Below are 25,609 nucleotides of genomic sequence, written 5' to 3' on the forward strand. Positions count from 1 at the left end.
GAATACTGATGTCAAAGATAAAAAGCTACGCCGCACCGCAGGCGGGTGCAGAGCTTGAGCTGTACGAATACGATGCGGGCGAGCTGCTAGCAGAAGACGTCGAAGTGCAGGTGGATTACTGCGGGATTTGCCATTCCGACCTGTCAATGATCGATAACGAATGGGGCTTCTCACAATATCCGTTGATTGCCGGTCACGAAGTTATCGGCCGCGTGGTTGCCCTGGGCGATGCCGCGCAGGATAAAGGCCTGAAGATAGGTCAGCGCGTGGGCATCGGCTGGACCGCCCGTAGCTGCGGTCACTGCGACGCCTGTATCAGCGGCAACCAGATCAACTGTCTGGAAGGTTCAACGCCAACCATTCTGAATAAAGGCGGTTTCGCCGATAAACTGCGCGCCGACTGGCAGTGGGTCATTCCTCTCCCTGAGCAGATGGATATTGAATCCGCCGGTCCGCTGCTGTGCGGCGGGATCACCGTCTTTAAACCGCTGCTGATGCACCATATCACCGCCACCAGCCGTGTGGGCGTGATTGGTATCGGTGGTCTGGGCCATATTGCCATCAAGCTGCTGCATGCGATGGGCTGTGAAGTCACCGCGTTTAGTTCAAACCCTGCCAAAGAGAAAGAAGTGCTGGCGATGGGTGCGGATAAAGTGGTGAACAGCCGCGATCCTGAAGCACTGAACGCGCTGGCGGGGCAATTCGATCTGATCATCAACACGGTAAACGTCGATCTCGACTGGCAGCCCTACTTTGAAGCGCTGGCTTACGGCGGCAACTTCCATACCGTGGGTGCCGTGATGAAGCCGCTGCCTGTTCCTGCCTTTACGCTGATTGGCGGCGATCGCAGCATCTCCGGTTCCGCCACGGGTACACCGTACGAGCTGCGCAAACTGATGAAGTTTGCCGGACGCACCGGTGTCGCCCCGACCATCGAGACGTATCCGATGTCGAAAATCAACGAAGCCATTCAGCACGTGCGTGACGGCAAAGCCCGTTACCGCGTGGTATTGAAAGCAGATTTTTAAGCCGTTATTGCCCGGTGGTGGCTGCGCCTTACCGGGCGTTTCTCCACTACCGCACTAACGCGCCAAACACCTCTGCAACCGCCACCGCGCCCGGATCGGTCACCCCAGCCAGATTCTCTTTATTGACGTACGATGAACGCCCTGCTCCGGCTTTTTGCATACTGGCTGTCGCTTGTGCACCCTTTTTCGCGGCCTCTGACGCGGCCTGGATATCCCCTCTTTGCAACGCTTCCAGCGCCGGCTGGAGGGCATCGATCAGGGTACGATCCCCCAGATCGGCCCCGCCATAGTGTTTCATTTGCGCAAGCCCGGTCAGCAAGGCATCCGGCAACGGCTTGCCGCTACGCAGCGCCTGCCCGGCAGCGGTAAAGAAGATCGACATTAATACGCCGCTCGACCCGCCCATTACCGTCGCCAGCCGTTCGCCCACTACCAGCAACAGCTGCGGCAGATCGTTCAGCGGCAGGCGATCCTCTTCCAGCCATTGCGCAATGTCCCGTGCCCCTTGCGCAAAGGTCGAACCGGTATCGCCATCCCCGACCTTCGCGTCCAGGGCGTTAAGGCGGTTTTCAAGGGCGATTAACCGCTCCGTCACCGCAGCGACGTGCTGCGCAACCCGCGCATTTGCCGACGGGGTAAATTCCACGCTGTCATGCAGCGGGGTATGCTTCAGCGTACGCAGCGGCTCAAAGGCCACGGGCTTTTGCCAGCCCAGCGTCTCTACCGGCGCGTTGAGCGCCTGCTCAAACGTCTTGTTCAGCTTCAGCAGGGATAACGAAAAACCTTTCATATCCAGCGAGCTCACCAGCGGCGCCGGGCCAATCAGATACGCAATCCGATCCTTCAGGGCGGAATGCGCCAGCTCTTTGGTCAGCAGCGCCATCTCCAGGGCCGACACGCCGCCAAGGTTATTGATGAGCACCGCCAGCCGTCCCTCGCCCGCCTGCGCCAGCAGCGGTTGCACCAGGGTATCAATAATCTCCCTGCTGTTTTGCGTATCCACCACCGAGGCTCCGGGCTCGCCGTGGATCCCCAACCCCAGCTCAACATGGCCTTTTTTGATGCGCCCCTCTTCATCGTCGCTGCCCGGCAGGTTGCAGGTCTGCATCGCCACACCCAGGCTCCAGAGGTTGTCGCAGGCCTCGCGTGCCATATCGCGCACCTCGTTTAACGACTTACCCTGTTCGGCGGCATATCCGGCGACCTTATGTACCAGCGCGGTTCCGGCGATGCCGCGCGGCTGCTTGTTATCCGGCAGGGCGATATCATCGGCCACGATCACCATCTCCACTTTGAGCCCGTAGCGCTTGGCTTTTTCTGCCGCGAGGCCAAAGTTGAGACGATCCCCGGTGTAGTTTTTGACAATCAGCAGACAGCCACGATCCCCCGTCACCGCCACAATGGCGCTGAGCACCGCCTCAACGCTCGGTGAGGCGAACAGATCGCCGCAGACGGCTGCGGTCAGCATCCCTTTACCAACAAAACCCGCATGGGCCGGTTCATGGCCGGAGCCACCGCCGGAAATGACCGCGACGCGACTTTTATCCCAGTCGGCACGCACCACCACGCGGATAGCCGGATCGATATCCAGCCTGGCGAGATTGCCGTGTGGAGCGGAGATCAGCATACCTTCAATGGCATCATTGACCAGCTGTTTGCGGTCGTTAAAGAAGAATCTGGACATAGCTTTCCAATATGTTGTTTACCGTATGCAAAAGCATAGCCCGCGTTGCGTAATGCGCTGCAAAGTAAGAAATTGACACATTCAATTTGCCGTCAGGTTGCCTATACTCCACGCAGGATCCCACGAGGAAATGCATCATGAGTACACCCCTGCTGATTGCCCGCACGCCGGATACTGAGCTGTTTTTACTGCCCGCGATGGCGAACCGTCATGGCCTAATCACAGGCGCAACGGGTACGGGTAAAACGGTGACGTTGCAAAAGCTGGCCGAGTCATTTTCGAACACTGGCGTGCCGGTGTTTGTGGCTGACGTAAAAGGCGATCTCAGCGGCGTAGCCCGGGAGGGTGTCGCATCGGATAAATTACTCGAACGGCTGAAAAACATCGGCGTCACCGACTGGCAGCCGCAAAGCAATCCGGTGGTGTTGTGGGATATTTTCGGCGAGAAGGGGCATCCGGTGCGGGCGACCGTTTCCGATCTCGGCCCGCTGCTGCTGGCGCGTCTGCTCGATCTGAACGAGGTGCAGTCTGGCGTGCTGAACATTATCTTCCGCATTGCCGACGACCAGGGGCTGCTGCTGCTCGATTTCAAAGACTTGCGGGCCATTACGCAGTACATCGGCGATAACGCCAAAGCCTTCCAGACGCAGTACGGCAATATCAGCTCCGCCTCCATTGGCGCCATCCAGCGTGGATTACTCTCCCTTGAGCAGCAGGGAGCCGAACACTTCTTTGGCGAGCCGATGCTGGATATCAAGGACTGGATGCGTACCGACAGCAGCGGTAAAGGCATCATCAACATCCTGAGTGCGGAAAAGCTCTACCAGATGCCGAAGCTCTACGCGGCCAGCCTGCTGTGGATGCTCTCTGAGCTATTTGAACAACTGCCGGAAGCAGGCGATCTGGAAAAACCGAAGCTGGTCTTCTTCTTTGACGAAGCCCATCTCCTGTTCAGCGATGCGTCGCAGGTGCTGCTGGATAAGATCGAGCAGGTGATCCGCCTGATCCGCTCTAAAGGCGTGGGCGTCTGGTTCGTTTCGCAAAACCCGGCTGATATTCCCGACAACGTGCTGGGCCAACTGGGTAATCGCGTCCAGCATGCCCTGCGCGCCTTTACGCCTAAAGATCAGAAGGCCGTGAAAGCCGCGGCCCAGACCATGCGCGCCAATCCGGCGTTTGATACCGAAGCGGCCATTCAGGCGCTGGGCACCGGCGAGGCGCTGATCTCTTTTCTCGATGCCAAAGGCAGTCCATCCATGGTCGAGCGCGCGATGGTCATTGCGCCCAACTCCAGAATGGGGCCGGTCAGCGACGACGAGCGTAACGGGCTGATCAACCACTCGCCGGTCTACGGTAAGTACGAAGATGAGGTGGACCGGGAGTCGGCGTTTGAAATGCTGCAGAAAGGGGTGCAGGCCACCACGGAACAGCAGCAGGCGCCTGCCGCTAAAGGCCAGACCGTGGCGGTCGATGACGGGATCCTCGGCGGCTTAAAAGACATTTTGTTTGGCAGCACCGGGCCGCGCGGAGGTAAACGCGACGGCGTGGTGCAAACCATGGCGAAGAGCGCGGCGCGTCAGGTGACGAATCAGATTATACGCGGTGTGCTGGGCAGCTTATTGGGCGGACGCCGCCGGTAACGTCGGCGCCCAGGGTGTACCCAGCGCCGAGCCCTGCACACCCTGCTCATTCAGATAGCGGTCCAGCTCCACCATCCCCGTCCAACGGTTCTCGCACCACAGCGGTGCCAGCAGCGTTGGACGGCGGGCGCTGGCAGAGATGCGGTGATACACCACCTCCGGCGGCGTGTGGCGAATCATCTCCCCGGCGGTGAGGACATACTCGTCCAGTTCAATGCCGTTCAGTCGCCCGGCCTCCCACGCTTTCGCCATAATGCTGCCCGTGACGATATGCAGCGGGTGCAGCTTGATGCCATCCACCCCGGTCTCGACTACCTTATTCAGGGTTTCCAGGGCGTGATGCTGCCCTTCTCCCGGCAGGCCGACGATAAGATGGGTACAGACTTTCAGCCCGCGCTCCCGCGCCAGCCGGGTTGTGCGTTGATAGCAGGCAAAATCGTGTCCACGGTTGATGCGATGCAGAGTTTTATCGTGCGCGGTCTGCAATCCCAGCTCCAGCCAGATCTCATATCCCTGCTCTTTATACTCGCTGAGCAGATCGAGTACCGCCTCGGGCACGCAGTCCGGGCGCGTGCCGACGCAGAGCCCGACAATATTCGCCTGGCTCACCGCCTGCTGATACATCGAGCGCAGCACCTGCACTTCAGCCCAAGTGCTGGTATAAGCCTGGAAATAGGCCAGATACTGCTTCGCACGGTTCACCCGCGTGGACTGATGAGCAAGCTGGGCGGCAATGGACTGATGCTGCTGCGCTTCGTCAGCAAAGGAGGCCACGTTACAGAAGGTGCAGCCGCCGCGTCCGATAGTGCCGTCGCGATTCGGGCAGCTAAAACCCCCGTGGAGCGACAGCTTATGGACCTTTTGCCCGTACCGGCGTGAAAGATCCCCACCAAACATATTGACTAATTTCTGTAACTGCATAATCTGTTAGACCGCCCCGTAGAAAGGGGACAAGCCTGCCATTTTTAACCGCCGTCGGCGATGACCTGGATCAATCGCCACGGTGCGCTTTTATCCTTTGCATAAATAACCAAGATAATTGCAATTTCATTCATCGCCTGCTTAATTACTTTTCCTTATGTTCTGATGGTTTTTTTCATTTATATCGTCCGCGCTAAAAAACAGTGACATCATGCGGGTTATTCCCATGCGGCGGCATTATATCCTGCTTAAATCGCACTATTTAGCATGCTACAGCGATAATACCGCTTTCATATAGTGAGTCAGATCACACTACCCCAAAGCCCACAGCAAGGTTACAGGGATGTGAAAGAGGTTAAATATCCATATAAATCAATTCACTAACCTTTCTTTAGCACATTTTTGTATAAATAAGATTGCCATTTGACCTGTGTACCGATTCCCGATAAGTTGGAAATCCGCTGGAAGCTTTCTGGATGAGCAGCCTGCTCATCATATTTATGCAGTAATTGAGATTCCCTCTGAAGCAAGTCCTCAAACTTGTTTACCTGCGCGAAAAGGATATTAAGAGGGCGAATGCGAGGTACGCGTATGAAACGCAAACCCCGTCGCCATGCTCTTTCTGTGCCTGTGCGCCACGGTTCAGTGGGAAGCCCGACGAGCCTGGGGAGGTTCACTGATATGTTGTACGATAAATCCCTTGAGAAGGATAACTGTGGTTTCGGCCTGATCGCCCACATAGAAGGCGAACCTAGCCACAAGGTAGTGCGTACCGCTATACACGCACTGGCCCGTATGCAGCACCGTGGCGCTATCCTCGCGGATGGTAAAACCGGCGACGGTTGCGGTCTGCTGCTGCAAAAACCGGATCGTTTCTTCCGCATCGTGGCGGAAGAGCGCGGCTGGCGTTTAGCTAAAAACTACGCCGTCGGCATGCTGTTCCTGAATCAGGACGCTGAAAAAGCAGCCGTATCACGCCGCATCGTCGAAGAAGAACTTCAACGCGAAACTCTGTCTATTGTCGGCTGGCGCGATGTGCCAACCAACGAAGGGGTCCTCGGTGAAATCGCCCTCTCCTCGCTGCCTCGTATCGAGCAAATCTTTGTCAACGCGCCTGCGGGCTGGCGTCCGCGTGATATGGAACGCCGCCTGTTCATCGCCCGCCGCCGCATTGAAAAACGCCTGCAGGACGATAAAGAGTTCTACGTTTGTAGCCTCTCGAACCTGGTGAACATCTATAAAGGTCTGTGTATGCCGGCTGACCTGCCGCGCTTCTACCTGGACCTGGCGGACCTGCGTCTGGAATCGGCCATTTGCCTGTTCCACCAGCGCTTCTCCACCAACACCGTACCACGCTGGCCGCTGGCGCAGCCGTTCCGTTACCTGGCGCACAACGGCGAAATCAATACCATCACCGGTAACCGCCAGTGGGCACGCGCCCGTACCTATAAATTCCAGACTCCGCTGATCCCGGATCTGCACGATGCCGCGCCGTTCGTGAACGAAACCGGCTCTGACTCCAGCTCCATGGATAACATGCTGGAACTGCTGCTTGCCGGCGGGATGGATATCGTCCGCGCCATGCGTCTGCTCGTTCCGCCAGCCTGGCAGAACAACCCGGATATGGATCCGGAGCTGCGTTCCTTCTTCGACTTTAACTCCATGCACATGGAGCCGTGGGATGGCCCGGCCGGTATCGTCATGTCCGACGGCCGCTTTGCCGCCTGTAACCTGGACCGTAACGGCCTGCGCCCTGCGCGCTACGTCATCACTAAAGACAAGCTGATTACCTGTGCCTCTGAAGTGGGTATCTGGGATTACCAGCCTGACGAAGTGGTGGAAAAAGGCCGCGTTGGGCCTGGCGAGCTGATGGTTATCGATACCCGTGTCGGTCGCATTCTGCACTCTGCGGAAACCGATAACGATCTGAAGAGCCGTCATCCGTATAAAGAGTGGATGGAGAAAAACGTCCGCCGTCTGGTGCCGTTCGAAGATCTGTCGGATCAGGACGTGGGCAGCCGCGAGCTGGATGATGATACTCTTGCCAGCTACCAGAAACAGTTTAACTACAGCGCGGAAGAGCTGGACTCCGTTATCCGCGTGCTCGGTGAAAACGGCCAGGAAGCGGTCGGCTCCATGGGCGACGACACCCCATTCGCCGTGCTCTCCAGCCAGCCGCGTATCATTTACGACTACTTCCGTCAACAGTTTGCGCAGGTTACCAACCCGCCAATCGATCCGCTGCGTGAAGCACACGTGATGTCGCTGGCCACCAGCATCGGCCGTGAGATGAACGTCTTCTGCGAAGCCGAAGGCCAGGCCCACCGTCTGACCTTTAAATCGCCGATTCTGCTCTACTCCGATTTCACCCAGCTGACCACCATGAAAGAGGAACATTATCGCGCCGACACGCTCGATATTACCTTTGACGTGACCGAAGCGAGCCTCGAAGAGACGGTGAAAGCGCTGTGTGATAAGGCCGAACAGATGGTGCGTAACGGTACCGTCCTGCTGGTCCTCTCCGACCGTAACATTGCGAAGAACCGCCTGCCGGTTCCGGCACCAATGGCGGTGGGTGCAATCCAGACTCGCCTGGTGGACAAGAGCCTGCGCTGCGACGCCAACATCATTGTTGAGACCGCAAGCGCCCGCGATCCGCACCACTTTGCCGTGCTGCTGGGCTTTGGCGCGACGGCGATCTACCCGTACCTTGCCTACGAAACGCTGGCAAAACTGGTCGACACCAACGCCATCGAAAAAGACTACCGTACCGTGATGCTGAACTACCGTAACGGCATCAACAAAGGTCTGTACAAGATCATGTCCAAAATGGGCATCTCGACCATCGCCTCTTACCGCTGCTCGAAGCTGTTCGAAGCCGTGGGTCTGCATGATGACGTCGCGGATCTGTGCTTCCAGGGCGTGATCAGCCGTATCGGCGGAGCGGACTTCAGCGACTTCCAGCAGGATCTGCTGAACCTCTCCAAACGTGCCTGGCTGGCGCGTAAGCCGCTGGATCAGGGCGGACAGCTGAAGTACGTGCACGGCGGCGAATACCACGCCTATAACCCGGATGTGGTGCGCACCCTGCAGCAGGCCGTTCAGAGCGGCGAGTACAGCGATTATCAACAGTATGCTGAGCTGGTAAACAACCGTCCGGCGGCCACGCTGCGTGACCTGCTGGCGCTGAACCCGGGTGATACCGCCGTCAGCATCAACGACGTTGAACCAGCAACCGAGCTGTTCAAGCGCTTTGATACCGCCGCGATGTCTATCGGCGCGTTAAGTCCGGAAGCCCACGAGGCGCTGGCAGAAGCGATGAACAGCATCGGCGGGAACTCTAACTCCGGCGAAGGCGGTGAAGATCCGGCGCGCTACGGCACTAATAAAGTGTCGCGCATCAAGCAGGTTGCTTCCGGCCGCTTCGGTGTGACGCCTGCCTACCTGGTCAACGCTGACGTGATTCAGATTAAAGTCGCTCAGGGTGCAAAACCGGGCGAAGGCGGTCAGTTGCCGGGTGACAAAGTGACCCCGTACATCGCCAAACTGCGCTACTCGGTACCGGGCGTGACGCTGATCTCCCCGCCGCCGCACCACGATATCTACTCTATCGAGGATCTGGCGCAGCTGATTTTCGACCTGAAACAGGTCAACCCGAAAGCGATGATCTCCGTGAAGCTGGTTTCCGAGCCAGGCGTGGGCACTATCGCCACCGGCGTGGCGAAAGCCTATGCCGACCTGATTACCATCGCCGGTTACGATGGTGGTACCGGCGCAAGCCCGCTCTCCTCCGTGAAATATGCGGGCTGTCCGTGGGAGCTGGGTCTGGTTGAAACCCAGCAGGCCCTGGTGGCTAACGGTCTGCGTCACAAGATCCGCCTGCAGGTGGACGGTGGCCTGAAAACCGGCCTCGACATCATTAAAGCGGCGATTCTGGGTGCAGAGAGCTTCGGTTTCGGTACCGGTCCGATGGTCGCGCTGGGCTGTAAATACCTGCGTATTTGCCACCTGAACAACTGCGCAACCGGTGTTGCGACCCAGGACGAGAAGCTGCGTAAGAACCACTACCACGGTCTGCCGTTCAAAGTGACTAACTACTTTGACTTCATCGCCCGCGAAACCCGCGAGCTGATGGCGCAGCTGGGCGTGACGCGTCTGGTGGATCTGATTGGCCGTACCGACCTGCTGAAAGAGCTGGACGGGTTCACCGCCAAACAGCAGAACCTGAAGCTGTCCCGTCTGCTGGAAACGGCTGAGCCTAAGGCAGGCAAAGCGGTGTACTGCACCGAGAACAACCCGCCGTTCGACAATGGCGTGCTGAACGCCCAACTGTTGCAGCAGGCGAAGTCGTTTGTGGATGAGAAGCAGAGCAAAACCTTCTGGTTTGATATTCGCAACACCGACCGTTCCGTGGGCGCAAGCCTCTCGGGTTATATCGCACAGACGCACGGCGACCAGGGTCTGGCTGCCGATCCGATTACCGCGCACTTCAGCGGCACCGCGGGCCAGAGCTTCGGCGTCTGGAACGCAGGCGGCGTTGAGCTCTACCTGACCGGCGATGCCAACGACTACGTCGGCAAAGGCATGGCGGGCGGTCTGCTGGCGGTACGTCCTCCGGTGGGTTCAGCCTTCCGCAGCTGTGATGCCAGCATCATCGGCAACACCTGTCTGTACGGTGCAACCGGTGGTCGTCTGTTCGCCGCAGGTCGTGCGGGTGAGCGTTTCGCGGTACGTAACTCCGGTGCTATCACCGTGGTTGAAGGCATCGGCGATAACGGCTGTGAATACATGACCGGCGGGATTGTCTGCGTACTGGGTAAAACCGGCGTTAACTTCGGTGCGGGTATGACCGGTGGTTTCGCCTATGTCCTGGACGAAAGCGGTGACTTCCGTAAACGCGTGAACCCGGAGCTGGTGGAAGTGCTGGATGTTGAAAGCCTGGCGATCCACGAGGAGCACCTGCGTGGGTTGATTACCGAGCACGTGCACCACACCGGTTCCGTGCGCGGCGAAGAGATCCTGGCGAACTGGCCGGCGTTCTCAGCGAAATTCGCGCTGGTTAAACCGAAGTCCAGCGATGTTAAAGCCCTGTTGGGTCACCGTAGTCGTAGCGCAGCAGAGCTGCGTGTGCAGGCGCAGTAAGGAATTCAGATGAGCCAGAATGTTTACCAGTTTATCGACTTGCAGCGCGTTGATCCGCCGAAGAAACCGCTGAAGATCCGTAAAATTGAATTTGTTGAAATCTACGAGCCGTTTTCCGAAGGCCAGGCCAAAGCACAGGCAGACCGCTGCCTGTCCTGCGGTAACCCGTACTGCGAGTGGAAATGTCCGGTCCATAACTACATCCCGAACTGGCTTAAGCTGGCCAACGAAGGGCGTATTTTTGAGGCCGCCGAGCTGTCTCACCAGACCAACACCCTGCCGGAAGTGTGCGGCCGCGTGTGTCCTCAGGACCGTCTGTGTGAAGGCTCCTGCACCCTGAACGACGAGTTCGGTGCGGTGACTATCGGCAACATCGAACGCTATATCAATGATAAAGCGTTCGAAATGGGCTGGCGCCCTGATATGACCGGCGTGCGTCAGACCGACAAACGCGTGGCAATCATCGGTGCCGGTCCGGCAGGCCTGGCCTGTGCCGACGTGCTGACCCGCAACGGCGTGAAAGCCGTGGTGTTTGACCGTCACCCGGAGATCGGCGGTCTGCTCACCTTCGGCATCCCGGCCTTCAAGCTGGAAAAAGAGGTGATGACCCGCCGCCGTGAAATCTTCACCGGCATGGGCATTGAGTTCAAACTCAACACCGAAGTGGGCCGTGACGTACAGCTCGACGATCTGCTGAAAGATTACGACTCGGTGTTCCTGGGCGTGGGTACCTATCAGTCGATGCGCGGTGGGCTGGAGAACGAAGACGCGTCGGGCGTATATGACGCGCTGCCGTTCCTGATTGCCAATACCAAGCAGATGATGGGCTACGGCGAAACCGCTGATGAGCCGTACGTCAGCATGGAAGGCAAACGCGTGGTGGTTCTGGGCGGTGGTGATACCGCGATGGACTGCGTGCGTACCTCCATTCGTCAGAATGCCACGCACGTTATCTGTGCCTATCGTCGTGACGAAGAGAACATGCCGGGCTCCAAACGCGAAGTGAAAAACGCGCGTGAAGAGGGCGTGGAGTTCCAGTTCAACATCCAGCCTCTGGGTATTGAAGTGAATGCCAACGGTAAAGTCAGCGGCGTGAAGATGGCGCGTACTGAAATGGGTGCGCCGGATGCGAAAGGCCGTCGTCGCGCGGAAATCGTTGCCGGCTCCGAGTATGTGATCCCGGCCGATGCGGTGGTGATGGCGTTTGGTTTCCGTCCACACAGCATGGAGTGGCTGGCGAAACACAGCGTTGAGCTGGATTCTCAGGGCCGCATCATTGCCCCGGAAGGCAGCGATAACGCCTTCCAGACCAGCAACCCGAAAATCTTCGCCGGTGGCGATATCGTTCGCGGTTCAGACCTGGTAGTTACCGCCATTGCCGAAGGCCGTAAAGCGGCTGAGGGCATCATGAACTTCCTGGAAGTGTAATAAATCAGGGCTCGGCGAGCGCAGGCCCGCCGAGCGTCCTATCACAAATAGACGATGCTGATCACTGCTTCGCCGTCCAGCTTAATCACCTGACTGCTGTTCAATTTGTTCGCCAATGTAACACTCACCTGCAGCGGAAGGCTGACGGTGCTGATGGGCTGTGGGCTCAGCATACCTTTCTGCACAAAGGTGTAAAAATAGTCCTGACTTGTTGGCAGGGGCAATAAGGCGCTTTTTGCCCACGGCCCCGCCTGGTTTGCCGAACCCGCAATATCAACCAACACGCTTTTGTCGCCATCCGTTGCGGTCACGCCTGCCGCATTGATTTGTACGGCATAACTTCCAATCGCTTTTTTCTCCGCCGTCAACCCGAGTCCAAAAAGCCGCGCCGGCTCGCTGACGTACTGTCCGCCATTAATCTGAAACCGCGCTCCCGTATGGCCATTTTCATCCTCGCCAGATACTACCGACGCTGCACGCGTGTCCCGGGCAGTAATGGCTATTGCTGTAGAGGATTCGCAGGTGACCGATAACGTTATATCTCGCGTGCCAAGCTGGGAAAAAGTAGCAGTAGAGATACTTCCTGTAGTACGGCTACCGAAATCAACGACGCCGTTATTGCTCAGGGTCGGGGTGCAGGCCGCGGCATCAGCCGTGACCTCAAAGTCGACGCTGACGGTATCATTTGCCGCCGCAGAGGCGGCCATCAGGACTGTCACCAGCACGCATATTCGTCGCATCATCGCACATCCATTTTTATCTTCAGGTTACCGCGCCATGTAGTTCTTTCAACAATCGCGCCGGGTTTGATGGCAGAACGGACGGTAAAAGTTACCGTAGCCGTTTTCCCGTAGGTCTCGCTGCCGTCCATGAAAGCGAGCCCCTGATGCGGTAAAATCGCCAGGTTCTCGCTGTCGCTGGAGTGCGGCAGGACATCTGCCAGATTGACCGGCGCAAGACGGACAGGTTTGTCATCAACCCAGGCATGCGAGCCGACTATCTGCATCTCACCGTCGGCACCGAGTGCAAACGTCCCGTTTTGTACACGATCGCTCCCCGGAAACAGCCGTATACGCCGCGGTTCGCTGCATACCACCCGCACCTGGAATTGTTTTTCCGGCAGTGAAAGCAATGGTCCTTTAACTTGCTGCCGCTCGGCGGGGCTCAGATTGCCCCAGCTCACCTTTTGCTGGCTGGCAAAAATCTGGCATTCAGCCCAGCCACGCCCCGATATGGCCAGCAGAGCGACCATCAGCACGATTTTTTTCACAGGCAAACTCCTTTTGCCGTTTCGTAGAACACGCCTGTTTCCACCACTTCCGGTAACGCCAGCTTAATGCGGCAGACGCCGGACTCCCCCTGGGCCAGGAGCACCTGACTTGAGTTGACGTTATTCAGGAAAACCACCCCCTCGTCTACGGATGTGGTGAGGTAGTTGCCGCCCTCGTCCGTAATGGCGAGGTTTTTAGGCAGTTTTTTACCATCAGCCATACTTATTTCCAGTAAGACGCGACGCTGGGTAACGGCAGTAAACTGGACTTTCCCCACAGAACCCCGGCCCTGCTTCAGCTGGTGCGTACCGTTGCCGATATCGACGTTTTTAGGCAACGTTTCGGTACTCACTTCAATACGGGAATTCCGCCAGGCGTTAAGCGCAGGCAATACGGCATATCCGCGCGAATCCGTCCAGACTGGCCCCTGAGGCGTATCAATTTTTACCCCTGAAAGCGGCTGTGCCAGTGAGGCAATCCCGAACGTTTCACGTACCGGTACAGGCGATAACGTAATGCCATCGCCGTGGGCCACAATCCCGCCCTGCAATGAGCCGGTATAGCTGCGCCGATCCTGCCCTGCCACGCTGCCGTTCAGCATCAACTGCGTATAGCGCAGATTGCTGCTGATGCTCGCGTTTACGCTCCTGTCGTGCGCATACCTGCCCTTATCAGTTCCCAGGGTATAAATAGTCTCGTCTCCAAGATTACCGGACATCGTTGAGCCATACCGGGTTTCACTATCTCCATGACGCACATAGGTATTCACGTGACTTTTACCCAGCGGAATACTGACGTTGAGATAGAACGAATCTTCTTTTTTCCCCTCGCCACTGCTGCCATTCAGCTGACGTTGCCAGTTAGCCGAGACATACGCAGAAAAAATCTTGTCGCCCCAGCCTGCCGTTACATAACCGGTTTTAGTGTCATCCTGGCGACTTTTCGTCTCATAGAAACTGCTGCTGAAAGTTCCCCAGCCTGGACTGCTCCACTGGAGTCCAACTGAATATTCCAGCTTTTTCGTCGCGGTGTAGTTTCGATCAATAAACTGCGAGAACTCGCGATAGCCAGAGGTGTAGTAAGCCGATGACGCCGTAATGCTTAAGCCGGCCGCCATCGTCATGCTGGCCTCAGCGCGGTAGCTCTGCCCATGCAGCGCAAGCTTGCGATCGTATGATTGATTCGCCTTCAGACCCAGCGATAGCGGCGTCAGGGGGGCTGCATCAATACTTGCCCCCACCGCCTGAAAATCACTGGCGACAATCGCACCGACATTGATATTGCTGCCCGACAGTAAACGCCAGCCGTTTGACGCGCTGACTACCAAAGGTTTGTCATCATAATTGTCGCTGACGCGTCCCAACGATAAAAAGAAACCAGCCGGATTGCCCATCCGCTGAAGATAAAGCGTGGAAGGAACCGCATAGCTATGCTTATTACCGTCATTTTCGATAACCGTGACGTTCAGATCGCTGGTGTAATTGCGCAGTGAAATATCTGATAAGGTAAACGGCCCAACGGGAACCAGAGTGGAATGAATCAGGATCCCCTGCTGGCGAACCTCGACTCGCGCCTGGCTGGTATTGGCTATGCCGCTGACCTTTATTCTCCCTTCTGGTGCTTCCAGCGCATCTTCTGGCGTAAATGTCATGCCATATAAACCAACCCCTTCCAGCAGCGCGTTGTTCATATTTACTTCTCCCGCCATGGCGGTAGTGCGTAAACCTACGAAAGTACGCTGCAAATAGGTCTGCCCATTTTCACTGTTAAACTGCCCCTGAGAATGGCTTAAGAGCTGCTGGCTACGTAATAACCAACCGGCGACATTCACACCGCCGTCAAGCTGCATCTGAGAATAGGTCGCACTGTCACCACTATATTCGCTGCGTGAACTCATCGCCGAATAATTCAATACACCAGCGGAACCGTCAGTAATAAATTCAGCTGCTGATAAACTTTGGCGGGCAATGTTATCAGCTGACACTACTAACTCAACCAATTCCCGGCCCGGCACAGGATTGAGTACCGTCTCTGGAAAGTGCTTAAGATAGTCATAACATCCCTCTGTATAATCAGCAGGAAGACGTAAACCCGCCAGCTCAATAAACGACTTACTGAAGCAGAGTTCGCCGTCCTGATTAAAAGAGGCAATGATATTGCCTTTATTTTCCCCGTTAACAATAACTGTTATAGAAATTTTACCGGGCATAAACCGTGCTTTTTGGGCAAAATAACCGGATATCCCAGGATCAATACCTAAAGATTTTAATGTTTCAATATCAAACTCAATCGGAGAGGGATCTGTATCAGAGGCATATCCTTGCCTCGATAATATCAAACTGAGCGCACACACGAGCAGCGTTCTTTTAAACATCCTTGTATTCCCTGAACGACTTACTGTAACGGTGCTATATATCGTTCACCTTTGTATCCATAGCGACTGGCCGGATAAAATTCCACTTTAGTATCCGATTTATTGGGCAGCGCCAGCGTCATACTGGTGTGAGGCAATAAATAGGTGTTTTTCAATGAGCCTTGCTTGCCAGAGGGCAAAGAGGTAAAAGCGGCCGTCATCCGGACCACATAACTCGATGGGTTACTTACCACTAAGTCGTTACCGCGTTTGTTCCACTTGAGGTGTTTCCATGGCTCAAGATCTTGCGCGAGTCCGGCAGGATGAATAATTACCGGCAGATCCTGACGCACAGTAACAGCCAGTCTCTGTTTATTTTTCTCTTTAGGGGGAATCCCCTCAAAAGTGACCCTTTTTAGCTCTTCATGCATTAGCGGCTTTGTCATCTGCAACATAAAGCGAACACGTTGCATCGCCCCTGCCTCTACCCGTACCACAGGTTGCGAGGCAATTAAACGCACCGTCTTGTCGCTTTCTGGCAAATCAACAATAGTGGTGTAAAGCAATGCTGGACCCGAATCGGTGTTTGTCACATTCATACTGGCTTCACCTTTTTCTGCGTCAACCAGCAATACGGACGTTTCAGGCAACATACCTGAGGCAAATACCTGTCCGGATAAAATAAGCAGTGAAAGAATAACGCTACGTTTCATAATGTTCTCATTAATAGTAATAATGAAAGAAAGTGTTAACTCCCAGAGGTTAAAATAATTACCACAATAAAATCATAAAAAATAAGAAGAAAATAAAATCATAGTATTTTAACTGGCATGCGACATTTTACCTTTATAGATTATTTATCGCATGCCTTTAATTATATATTACAGATATACCAGGCTCAGCGTAGCGTTACCGTCGAAGTTAATTTCATCGAAGCCCAGGATATCGCTGGTCTGAACGCCAGCGGAAATTTTCAGCGGTACAGATATTTCGGTGAACATGTCTGGCGCAGCGCCGCCTGCTTTGCCTATACCAGTGATACGTGACAGGCGCTGGCGAACGGCAGTATCGGTTCTCCAGTTTGCGCCGTTATCATCAGTGAAGTACAGTTTTGCAGCAGCGCCATCAATAGTGGCGTTCGCGCTGACAGCAACAATGGTGTACACGCCAATGTTCGCGTTGTTGGCTGCTTTACCCAGCCCAAAGCCAAACAGAGGGTCATCAGAATTGTTGAAACCAGCAATTGGATGAGGAAGGAATTTGTTTGCAGACAAGGCCACCGCCGAGCTGGAGCGATTATCTGTTACTTTCAAACCTACTGATGCTGACGCATCGCAGGTCACGCTCAGGTTAATATCCTTGCTACCCAGCTGTACCAGGGTGTTACCGGATGTTGCGGTACGAATAGACGCTGCTGCGATAGAACCGAACGACACCTCACCACTGTTGCTTAATGTCGGAGTACAAGCAGCCGGAACAACGCTACCAGAGACTTTTAACGTTACATCGTTAGCAGCATTTGCCTGAGCAGCGACCAGCAGAGCAGCACATACACCCAGCGCGGATAAATTAAGTTTAAAAGCCATTTTTAAATTTCCTTAACTTGATCAACCAACTTTCTAATTAGCTGGTTGTTTCCTTTTGAAATATTACGACTCACTATGGAGGGTATTATTAATAAACTATTTGTAATAAATAGTGTCGACAAGGTTACAGGATTTTCTCATAGAGAGTATTTATGATATCTAAACAAATTTTCAACCTTACCTAAAAACATATTTATAAAAAATAGATTGTGGGTGCAGAAATAATCGCACTCCAGGTTGGGGTTAGTTTTCAGGCTAAAAATCAAGAGAGTAATCGTGATGCAATTAAATTAAATATATCACACTGATAAAAGAACAGAAGGTTTAATAATCCATACAAATAGATTGCAGACTAATGATAATTAATAAAACTCTTTTTAAGCGACTGAATGGCTGCTTTCCTACAACTGTAGACAAGGGCAGCAGAAATAAAAAAGGGCCTTTCGGCCCTTTTGTTTACAAATTTTATTTCACAACGCGTAACGATGGACGCCCACCGCGCGGCGGCGGTGTATCGTCAGGGTCATCGTCGTGATCGGGTTTATCGCCGTCGATAATCGACATAACCGGTTCGCTTTCGCTCTCGGCTGCGCCATTTTCATCGTTGAGGCTGGAAACGTCTTCATCATAAGCCGCTTCCGGCTCAAACATGGTGCCCGCGCCGTTTTCACGCGCATAGATTGCCAGTACGGCAGCCAGCGGCACAGAAACCTGACGCGGAACGCCGCCGAAGCGGGCATTGAAGCGTACTTCGTCGTTCGCCAGCTCAAGACCGCCCACCGCGCGCGGCGCGATGTTCAGCACAATTTGCCCGTCACGTGCGTATTCCATAGGAACCTGCACGCCCGGTAACGTCACATCCACTACCAGGTGCGGCGTGAGCTGGTTATCCAGCAGCCATTCATAGAAGGCACGCAGCAGATACGGACGGCGCGGAGACAGCTGTGACATTTCCACAATCATTAGCCCCGGCCGAGACGCATTTCACGTTCAGCTTCAGTCAGAGAAGCCAGGAAAGAGTCGCGTTCAAATACGCGCGTCATATAGCCTTTCAGCTCTTTCGCGCCCGGACCGCTGAACTCAACGCCCAGAATCGGCAGACGCCACAGCAGCGGAGCCAGGTAGCAGTCTACCAGGCTGAACTCGTCGCTCAGGAAGAATGGACGCTGACCGAACACCGGTGCGATGGCCAGCAGCTCTTCACGCAGCTGTTTACGCGCGGCATCGGCTTCTGAGGAGGAACCGTTAGCAATAACGTTCATCAGCGTATACCAGTCTTTCTCGATACGCTGCATGTACAGACGGCTTTCCCCACGCGCAACCGGGTAGACCGGCATCAGCGGCGGATGCGGGAAACGCTCATCCAGATATTCCATAATGATACGGGATTCCCACAGGGTCAGCTCACGATCCACCAGCGTTGGCACGCTCTGGCTTGGGTTGAGATCGATCAGATCCTGAGGCGGGTTATCCTTTTCCACATGCTCGATCTCAAAACTGACACCCTTCTCGGCCAGCACGATACGAACCTGATGGCTATAAATGTCAGTAGGACCAGAAAACAGCGTCATTACCGAACGTTTGTTGGCAGCGACAGCCATGAAAACCTCCAGGTATATTCAGAATTTTTACTGCTACCGGCCATACAGGCCAGCCAGATGTTTTACTGCCCATCCCAGGGAATTCTTAATCCTGTTCAAAAAGAGAACAAAAATCGAGCATTCACCGTTATTTGGACACAAAAGTGGATGATAGTTTACCAGATTTTGCGACCTTTGTGGTGAGGGGATTCTGGAAATGCGGAAAAAGAGGTCAGAAAGGAAGTCTGCAAGGGAAGGCGTTGCGCTTTCGCCATAAAAAAACCCGCCGAAGCGGGTTTTTCGCAAATTGTTGTCTGCCGAAGCAGAAACCAATTAACGTTTGGAGAACTGTGGACGACGACGTGCTTTACGCAGACCGACTTTCTTACGTTCAACCTGACGAGCATCACGAGTAACGAAGCCAGCTTTACGCAGTTCGCCACGCAGGGACTCATCGTACTCCATCAGAGCGCGGGTGATACCGTGACGGATCGCACCAGCCTGACCAGAGATACCACCACCTTTAACAGTGATGTACAGATCCAGTTTCTCAACCATGTCGACCAGTTCCAGCGGCTGACGAACTACCATGCGGGCAGTTTCACGACCGAAGTACTGTTCCAGAGAACGTTGGTTGATAACGATTTTACCACTGCCCGGTTTGATGAACACGCGAGCGGCGGAGCTTTTGCGGCGACCAGTGCCGTAGTATTGATTTTCAGCCATTGCCTATAATCCCGATTAGATGTCAAGAACTTGCGGTTGCTGTGCCGCGTGGTTGTGCTCGTTACCTGCGTAAACTTTCAGTTTACGGTACATAGCACGACCCAGCGGGCCTTTTGGCAGCATGCCTTTAACCGCGATTTCAATCACACGCTCAGGACGGCGGGCAATCATCTCTTCAAAGGTCGCTTGTTTGATACCGCCGATGTGGCCGGTGTGGTGATAGTACACTTTGTCAGTACGCTTGTTGCCGGTTACAGCAACTTTGTCAGCGTTCAGAACGATGATGTAATCACCGGTATCGACGTGCGGAGTGTATTCCGCTTTGTGCTTACCGCGCAGGCGACGAGCCAGTTCGGTAGCCAGACGGCCCAGAGTTTTACCGGTCGCGTCAACAACATACCAGTCGCGTTTTACGGTTTCTGGTTTAGCTGTAAAAGTTTTCATTAAAAGCTTACCCAAATAAATAAGTTACACGTTGGTGAACACCCAAACGTTTAGTAGTTGAGGTTCACACGACATTGTCCAGCAAACCTACCCCTTCGAATAGCCTATGCCGGCGCAGAGAAAGTTTTGGGAAAAAAACCTTCTTGTAACGTGGGGTCGCAAGATTATAGAGAAGTCAGGGGTAAAGATCGACCCCTAATTGTGATTTGACGCGGGTTTTTCCGGGGTGTGGAAAGTGCGCTCTGGTGCCCTCACCCCCAGCCCCTCTCCCACGGGGAGAGGGTAGCTATCTTTAAGGCATGTGTTCGCGCTTGAGGTACTCTTCGCTCTGCATCTCCTGCAGGCGTGACAGGCAGCGCTGGAACTCAAACTTCAGCCGCTCCCCCTGATAGATCTCATATAAAGGCACGGCGGCGCTCACCACCAGCTTAACGTGGCGCTCGTAAAACTCATCCACCAGCGCGATAAAACGTCGGGCTTCGCTCTCCATTAGCGTGGTCATCACCGGCACATGAAACAGCATTACCGTATGGAACAGGCGCGAGAGCGCAATATAGTCGTGCTGGCTGCGGGCATCGACACAGAGGGTATCAAACGACACGGCGAGGGTCTGGTTGACGACGCCCAGCGTTTGCAACGGACGATGGTTTACCTCCAGCACCGGGGCGTCACCCCGTTCCGCACCGGCCAGCGCCAGCCACAGTTTGTCCATCTGCTGCTGTGTCTCTTGATTTAACGGCGAAATCCACAGATGGGCCTGGGTCAGGGTACGCAGACGGTAATCGACGCCAGCATCAACGTTCATGATGTCGCAATGCTCTTTAATCGCCGTGATAGCGGGCAGGAAACGGGCGCGTTGCAGGCCGTTTCGGTAGAGCTCATCCGGCGGAATGTTCGACGTCGCCACCAGGGTAATGCCCCGGGCAAACAGCGCTTTCATTAAGCCGCCCAGCAGCATGGCGTCGGTAATGTCCGAGACAAAAAACTCATCGAAGCACAGCACATCGGTTTCGGCTTTAAAGCGTTCGGCGACGATATCCAGCGGATCGCTCTGCCCCTGCAGGGCCGTCAGCTCCTCATGCACCCGCAGCATAAAGCGGTGAAAGTGCAGGCGCTGCTTACGCGTGCCGGGAAGGCTCTGATAAAACAGATCCATCAGCCAGGTTTTGCCGCGTCCGACGCCTCCCCACATATATAGACCGCGTACCGGCGCCACACTCTGGGGCTCTTTCTTGCCCAGCAGTCGTCCAAATGCGGCTTTTAACCCCCCGGCAGGCGCGGCCTCAACCGGCTTTGTTGTCAGTGCATGCCAGATGCTGTCCAGACGACTTACAGCTTCACGCTGGACGTTATCTGGCTGATGGGTGCCCTCATTCAGGGCCTGTTGGTAACGCGATGTTGGGGAGAGGTTCTGCATGATGTTATTGTTATTCCTTCAATTAATACCCGTCAGATTGCGCAGTTGACGAAAAAAAGGCCGTTCTACAGTACGCGATGATGCGGCGGGATTCCACTTCTAAGGAAATAGCGGTTATAGTGGCATAATCAGGCCCTGGCATGGAGCCGAGCCAACACCCTACGGAACCACAAGACAACGGGAGAAGTTCATGACCTGGGAATATGCGCTAATTGGTTTAGTCGTCGGCATCGCTATTGGCGCCGTGACCATGCGTTTTGGAAATCGCAAACTGCGTCAGCAACAGGCGTTGCAGTACGAACTGGAAAAGAACAAAGCTGAGCTGGAAGAGTATCGTGAAGAGCTGGTAAGCCACTTTGCTCAGAGCGCCGAGTTGCTGGACAACATGGCGCATGATTACCGTCAGCTTTATCAGCACATGGCGAAAAGCTCCAGCAGCCTGTTGCCGGAGATGAGCGCGGAAAACAATCCGTTCCGCAACCGTCTGGCGGAATCCGAAGCCGGTAACGATCAGGCCCCGGTCCAGATGCCACGTGACTACTCCGAAGGTGCATCCGGCCTGCTGCGCGGTGGCGCAAAGCGCGAATAATCGCATATCGAAAATAAATTTTACGGGCGCAGCCCTTGCGCCCGTCCTTTCTTCCCGACCCCAGCTATTATTTAGTCAAACACCTCATTGTTCAGCGTTTTAAAATTCAATAACATCAGACTGTTTTAGGGCCGTTATTCCTTCATTCCAGGTTGCGAGAGCCAGCATAAATGAACAAGAAAAATCAGCTGTTGAGCGCGTTAGCATTGAGCATCGGATTATCCCTGTCGGCCTCTTATCCGCTGGCCGCTGCACTCCCTTCGCAGGTTCCGGGCGAGGCCGCGCTGCCGAGCCTGGCCCCGATGCTGGAAAAAGTCCTCCCCGCTGTGGTGAGCGTGCAGGTCGAAGGTACCGCCGTGCAGAGCCAGCGCATTCCGGAAGAGCTGAAAAAATATTTTGGCGACGAAGCCCCCGACCAGGCGCAGCCTTTTGAAGGGCTGGGCTCCGGCGTGGTGATTGACGCCGCCAAGGGCTATGTCCTGACCAATAACCACGTTATCAGCCATGCCGATAAAATCAGCGTGCAGATGAACGATGGCCGGGAGTTCGACGCCAAACTGATTGGCGGTGACGATCAGAGCGACATCGCATTGCTGCAGCTGCAGAATCCCACCGGCCTGACGCAAATCGCTATTGCTGATTCCGATAAGCTGCGCGTGGGTGATTTCGCGGTGGCGGTAGGTAATCCCTTCGGCCTCGGCCAGACCGCCACGTCCGGCATCGTCTCTGCGCTGGGTCGCAGTGGTCTGAATCTCGAAGGGCTGGAAAACTTTATCCAGACCGACGCCTCCATTAACCGGGGCAACTCCGGCGGCGCGCTGCTGAATCTCAACGGCGAGCTGATTGGTATTAACACCGCGATCCTCGCCCCTGGCGGCGGCAGCGTCGGGATTGGCTTTGCCATCCCCAGCAATATGGCCCGTACCCTGGCGCAGCAGCTGATTGAGTTTGGCGAAGTGAAGCGCGGCCTGCTGGGCATTAAAGGCACGGAAATGAGCGCCGATATCGCCAAAGCGTTCAACCTGAACGTGCAGCGCGGCGCCTTCGTTAGCGAAGTGCTGCCGAATTCCGGCTCTGCAAAAGCGGGGGTGAAATCCGGGGACGTCATCGTCAGCCTGAACGATAAACCGCTGAGCAGCTTTGCCGAACTGCGCTCGCGCATCGCCACCACCGAGCCTGGCGCCACGGTTAAGCTCGGCATTTTACGTGACGGCAAACCGCTGGATCTGCAGGTCACGCTGGATAAAAGCACCTCGTCATCGGCCAGCGCAGAGATGATTGCCCCGGCGCTGCAGGGGGCGACCTTGAGTGACGGGCAGTTAAAAGACGGCACCAAAGGCATCACTCTTGATAGCGTCGAGAAGAGCAGCCCTGCCGCACAGGCGGGTCTGCATGAGAATGATGTGATTATTGGGGTGAACCGCGTTCGCGTGCAGTCTATCGCCGAAATGCGCAAAGTGCTGGAAACTAAACCGACCGTTATCGCCCTGCAGATCGTGCGCGGCAACGACACGCTCTATATCTTGCTGCGTTAAGCCTGTACCTGTCCGGACATCGCCCCGTGTGATGTCCGGATAAGTCATGTTATGCTGCATGCGTTCTCCCTTTAACGACGCCCGTATCATGGTTTTGAAGCTAATTCGTTCGGTCGCCATCGGCCTGGTTGTAGGTGGCCTGTTACTGGCCGCAATGCCCTCTTTACGTCAGTTCAATCAGCTGGCTGCGCCGCAGTTCGACAGCGCTGATGAAACGCCTGCCAGCTACAATCAGGCAGTACGCCGCGCCGCCCCTGCGGTGGTCAACGTTTATAACCGTGGGCTGAACAGCACCAGCCATAACCAGCTGGAGATCCGCACCCTGGGCTCCGGGGTGATCATGGATGAACGCGGCTACATTATTACCAACAAACATGTCATCAACGATGCCGACCAGATCATCGTTGCGCTGCAGGATGGCCGCGTCTTTGAAGCCCTGCTGGTTGGCTCAGACAGCCTGACGGATCTGGCGGTCCTCAAAATCAACGCCACGGGCGGCCTGCCGGTAATCCCCATCAACCGTAAGCGGACGCCGCATATCGGCGACGTGGTGCTGGCGATTGGTAACCCCTATAACCTCGGGCAGACCATTACTCAGGGGATTATCAGCGCCACCGGGCGTATCGGCCTGAACCCTTCCGGACGTCAGAACTTCCTGCAAACCGATGCCTCCATCAACCACGGCAACTCCGGCGGCGCGCTGGTGAACTCGCTGGGCGAACTGATGGGCATCAACACCCTGTCGTTTGATAAAAGCAACGACGGCGAAACTCCCGAAGGTATCGGCTTCGCGATCCCGTTCCAGTTGGCCAACAAGATTATGGACAAGCTGATTCGTGACGGACGCGTGATCCGCGGCTACATTGGCATCGGCGGGCGTGAGATCGCTCCGCTGCATGCTCAGGGTGGCGGCATCGATCAGATTCAGGGGATTGTGGTGAACGAAGTCACCTCCGGCGGCCCGGCGGCAGAAGCAGGCATTAAGGTCAACGATGTGATCGTCTCGGTGAACGGTAAACCGGCGTTGTCGGCGCTGGAAACCATGGACCAGGTGGCGGAGATCAGGCCTGGCTCTATTATCCCGGTGGAAGTGATGCGTGATGATAAGAAACTGATCCTGCAGGTGACCATTCAGGAATACCCGGCCACCAACTGAGTCAGCAGGCATAAAAAAACCGGAGCATCGACTCCGGTTTTTTATTGCCCCGAGGGAAGAGCGTCGATTATTTGTTAACGAACTCTTCGCCCAGAACGATATCGTTCTTCAGGGTGTCCAGCATGCCGGCCATCGCCTGCTGTTCAAACGCGCTCAGGGTGCCGATAGATTTACGCTCTTCGATACCGTTTTTACCCAGCAGCAGCGGCTGAGAGAAGAAGCGTGCGTGCTCGCCGTCACCTTCAACGTAAGCGCATTCCACCACGCCTTGCTCGCCCTGCAGGGCGCGTACCAGAGACAGACCGAAACGTGCCGCAGCCTGGCCCATAGACAGGGTTGCAGAACCGCCACCCGCCTTCGCTTCCACCACTTCGGTGCCGGCGTTCTGGATACGTTTGGTCAGGTCAGCCACTTCCTGCTCGGTGAAGCTCACGCCTGGGATCTGGGACAGCAGTGGCAGAATGGTCACGCCAGAGTGGCCGCCGATAACCGGCACGTCGAGTTCGGTTGGCTGCTTGCCTTTCAGTTCCGCAACAAAGGTGTTGGAGCGGATGATGTCCAGCGTGGTCACGCCAAACAGTTTGTTCTTGTCATACACGCCCGCTTTTTTCAGCACTTCTGCCGCGATAGCAACGGTGGTGTTAACCGGGTTAGTGATGATACCGATGCAGGCTTTCGGGCAGGTTGTCGCTACCTGCTGAATCAGGTTCTTAACGATACCCGCGTTCACGTTGAACAGGTCGGAACGATCCATACCTGGCTTACGCGCAACGCCTGCGGAGATCAGCACAACGTCCGCGCCTTCGAGGGCCGGGCGAGCATCTTCACCGGAGAAGCCTTTGATTTTGACAGCCGTAGGGATGTGGCTGAGGTCAACCGCCACACCTGGGGTTACCGGGGCGATATCATACAGAGAGAGTTCTGAGCCTGCAGGCAGCTGAGTTTTCAGTAGTAGGGCAAGCGCCTGGCCGATACCGCCAGCAGCGCCGAGGACTGCGACTTTCATCCTAAACTCCTTATTATGGTGAGCTAACTTTCTGTTACTCCGTCGCGGCGACCTTAATTCAGCAGATCAATAATTACAATCGTGGTGTTCTAAGAATTAGCGG

20 protein-coding genes are annotated in these 25,609 nt (G+C 55.3%); 7 read left to right on the forward strand and 13 right to left on the reverse strand.

The features are described 5' to 3' along the window. Positions 1-8 precede the first annotated feature (8 nt). Positions 9-1,028 (forward strand): NAD(P)-dependent alcohol dehydrogenase, encoded by a 1,020-nt coding sequence (locus FFB58_RS15055; RefSeq protein WP_039031616.1) that lies wholly within the window; start codon positions 9-11, stop codon positions 1,026-1,028. 46 nt (positions 1,029-1,074) lie between these two features. Here FFB58_RS15055 and FFB58_RS15060 read toward each other — a convergent pair whose 3' ends face one another. Further along, positions 1,075-2,712 carry a dihydroxyacetone kinase subunit DhaK gene (locus FFB58_RS15060; protein ID WP_138370312.1) on the reverse strand — a complete coding sequence of 546 codons (1,638 nt, stop codon included), beginning with the start codon at positions 2,710-2,712 and terminating at the stop codon, positions 1,075-1,077. Positions 2,713-2,849: 137 nt separating this feature from the next. Between FFB58_RS15060 and FFB58_RS15065 the strand changes: the two genes are divergently transcribed. Next, a complete protein-coding gene (locus tag FFB58_RS15065) occupies positions 2,850-4,352 on the forward strand; it encodes a helicase HerA-like C-terminal domain-containing protein (protein WP_138370313.1) in 1,503 nt (500 codons plus the stop codon). Here the strand turns inward: FFB58_RS15065 and FFB58_RS15070 are convergent. Further along, positions 4,329-5,273: a TIGR01212 family radical SAM protein gene (locus FFB58_RS15070; RefSeq protein WP_138370314.1), complete on the reverse strand. Its 945-nt coding sequence runs from the start codon at positions 5,271-5,273 to the stop codon at positions 4,329-4,331. The genes FFB58_RS15065 and FFB58_RS15070 overlap by 24 nt on opposite strands. Positions 5,274-5,954: 681 nt before the next feature. On the opposite strand from FFB58_RS15070, the gene gltB reads away from it, so the two are divergent. Both gltB and FFB58_RS15080 read left to right on the forward strand, forming a co-directional pair. After that, positions 5,955-10,415 carry a glutamate synthase large subunit gene (gene gltB / locus FFB58_RS15075; protein ID WP_138370315.1) on the forward strand — a complete coding sequence of 1,487 codons (4,461 nt, stop codon included), beginning with the start codon at positions 5,955-5,957 and terminating at the stop codon, positions 10,413-10,415. Positions 10,416-10,424: 9 nt separating this feature from the next. Beyond that, a complete protein-coding gene (locus tag FFB58_RS15080) occupies positions 10,425-11,843 on the forward strand; it encodes a glutamate synthase small subunit (protein ID WP_039031611.1) in 1,419 nt (472 codons plus the stop codon). Between the two features lie 41 nt (positions 11,844-11,884). Here the strand turns inward: FFB58_RS15080 and FFB58_RS15085 are convergent, their stop codons facing one another. From FFB58_RS15085 to zapE, 10 genes are all read right to left on the reverse strand, one after another. Then, entirely contained in the window at positions 11,885-12,586 is a 702-nt protein-coding gene (locus tag FFB58_RS15085) for a DUF1120 domain-containing protein (protein ID WP_286172773.1), read from the reverse strand. Then, a complete protein-coding gene (locus FFB58_RS15090) occupies positions 12,583-13,113 on the reverse strand; it encodes a hypothetical protein (protein WP_138370316.1) in 531 nt (176 codons plus the stop codon). The genes FFB58_RS15085 and FFB58_RS15090 overlap by 4 nt, the downstream gene beginning before the upstream one ends. Beyond that, positions 13,110-15,488 (reverse strand): fimbrial biogenesis usher protein, encoded by a 2,379-nt coding sequence (locus FFB58_RS15095; RefSeq protein WP_138370317.1) that lies wholly within the window; start codon positions 15,486-15,488, stop codon positions 13,110-13,112. Before FFB58_RS15095 ends, FFB58_RS15090 begins: the two co-directional genes overlap by 4 nt. Positions 15,489-15,508: 20 nt before the next feature. Further along, positions 15,509-16,180 carry a fimbria/pilus chaperone family protein gene (locus FFB58_RS15100; RefSeq protein WP_138370318.1) on the reverse strand — a complete coding sequence of 224 codons (672 nt, stop codon included), beginning with the start codon at positions 16,178-16,180 and terminating at the stop codon, positions 15,509-15,511. A 168-nt stretch (positions 16,181-16,348) separates the two neighbouring features. Then, on the reverse strand, positions 16,349-17,053 hold the full coding sequence (locus FFB58_RS15105; RefSeq protein ID WP_138370319.1) for a DUF1120 domain-containing protein: 705 nt from the start codon (positions 17,051-17,053) through the stop codon (positions 16,349-16,351). Positions 17,054-17,518: 465 nt separating this feature from the next. After that, the gene (gene sspB, locus FFB58_RS15110; RefSeq protein ID WP_039031832.1) at positions 17,519-18,010 is read right to left on the reverse strand and encodes a ClpXP protease specificity-enhancing factor; all 492 of its coding nucleotides are present in this window, start codon (positions 18,008-18,010) and stop codon (positions 17,519-17,521) included. Between the two features lie 5 nt (positions 18,011-18,015). Beyond that, a complete protein-coding gene (sspA, locus tag FFB58_RS15115) occupies positions 18,016-18,654 on the reverse strand; it encodes a stringent starvation protein SspA (RefSeq protein ID WP_039031606.1) in 639 nt (212 codons plus the stop codon). Between the two features lie 312 nt (positions 18,655-18,966). Beyond that, positions 18,967-19,359: a 30S ribosomal protein S9 gene (rpsI, locus tag FFB58_RS15125; protein WP_003025138.1), complete on the reverse strand. Its 393-nt coding sequence runs from the start codon at positions 19,357-19,359 to the stop codon at positions 18,967-18,969. Positions 19,360-19,374: 15 nt separating this feature from the next. After that, positions 19,375-19,803: a 50S ribosomal protein L13 gene (rplM, locus tag FFB58_RS15130; protein WP_024551131.1), complete on the reverse strand. Its 429-nt coding sequence runs from the start codon at positions 19,801-19,803 to the stop codon at positions 19,375-19,377. 292 nt (positions 19,804-20,095) lie between these two features. Beyond that, entirely contained in the window at positions 20,096-21,220 is a 1,125-nt protein-coding gene (gene zapE / locus FFB58_RS15135) for a cell division protein ZapE (protein WP_138370320.1), read from the reverse strand. A 190-nt stretch (positions 21,221-21,410) separates the two neighbouring features. Between zapE and zapG the strand changes: the two genes are divergently transcribed. The 3 genes from zapG (at position 21,411) to degS (ending at position 24,500) form a co-directional block, all read left to right on the forward strand. Next, entirely contained in the window at positions 21,411-21,809 is a 399-nt protein-coding gene (gene zapG / locus FFB58_RS15140; protein ID WP_138370321.1) for a Z-ring associated protein ZapG, read from the forward strand. Positions 21,810-21,979: 170 nt separating this feature from the next. Continuing rightward, positions 21,980-23,344, forward strand: coding sequence for a serine endoprotease DegQ (degQ, locus tag FFB58_RS15145; RefSeq protein WP_039031603.1), 1,365 nt, complete (start codon positions 21,980-21,982; stop codon positions 23,342-23,344). A gap of 88 nt (positions 23,345-23,432) precedes the next feature. Continuing rightward, positions 23,433-24,500 carry an outer membrane-stress sensor serine endopeptidase DegS gene (degS, locus tag FFB58_RS15150; protein ID WP_138370337.1) on the forward strand — a complete coding sequence of 356 codons (1,068 nt, stop codon included), beginning with the start codon at positions 23,433-23,435 and terminating at the stop codon, positions 24,498-24,500. 67 nt (positions 24,501-24,567) lie between these two features. Here the strand turns inward: degS and mdh are convergent, their stop codons facing one another. Further along, positions 24,568-25,506: a malate dehydrogenase gene (gene mdh / locus FFB58_RS15155; protein WP_039031602.1), complete on the reverse strand. Its 939-nt coding sequence runs from the start codon at positions 25,504-25,506 to the stop codon at positions 24,568-24,570. Between the last annotated feature and the right edge of the window lie 103 nt (positions 25,507-25,609).

The sequence above is a fragment of the Enterobacter sp. MF024 genome, assembly GCF_005843915.1.
In the GTDB taxonomy this organism is placed as follows: domain Bacteria; phylum Pseudomonadota; class Gammaproteobacteria; order Enterobacterales; family Enterobacteriaceae; genus Enterobacter; species Enterobacter barmai.